This window comes from Petrotoga sp. DB-2 (assembly GCF_054051725.1).
On record NZ_JBSVZD010000109.1, the window covers coordinates 1 to 225 of the forward strand.

A 225-nucleotide genomic window follows, 5' to 3' on the forward strand; every position below is an offset into this window, starting at 1 on the left:
ACTTGCACTTTGTTCTTCTGCACTTGCAGTCATGTTTTCTATCCCTTGGTCCATCCTTTCTATCCTTTCTTTTATCCTGTTGAAACTTTGTTGTACATTCACCATCTTTTCGTTTATTTCTCCTATCGTTCCTACTACCTTGTTCGTCGATTCGTTCACTTTGTTCGTACCTTGCGTTATGTTGGTTAGTATTTCTGATATTTCATCCGTTGCATTCCTTGACTC

General features: G+C 38.7%; 1 pseudogene. It reads right to left on the reverse strand.

Annotation, left to right across the window (positions count from 1 at the left end):
- Positions 1-225, reverse strand: a pseudogene (locus tag ACW9JY_RS10655) (methyl-accepting chemotaxis protein); the annotation flags it as partial.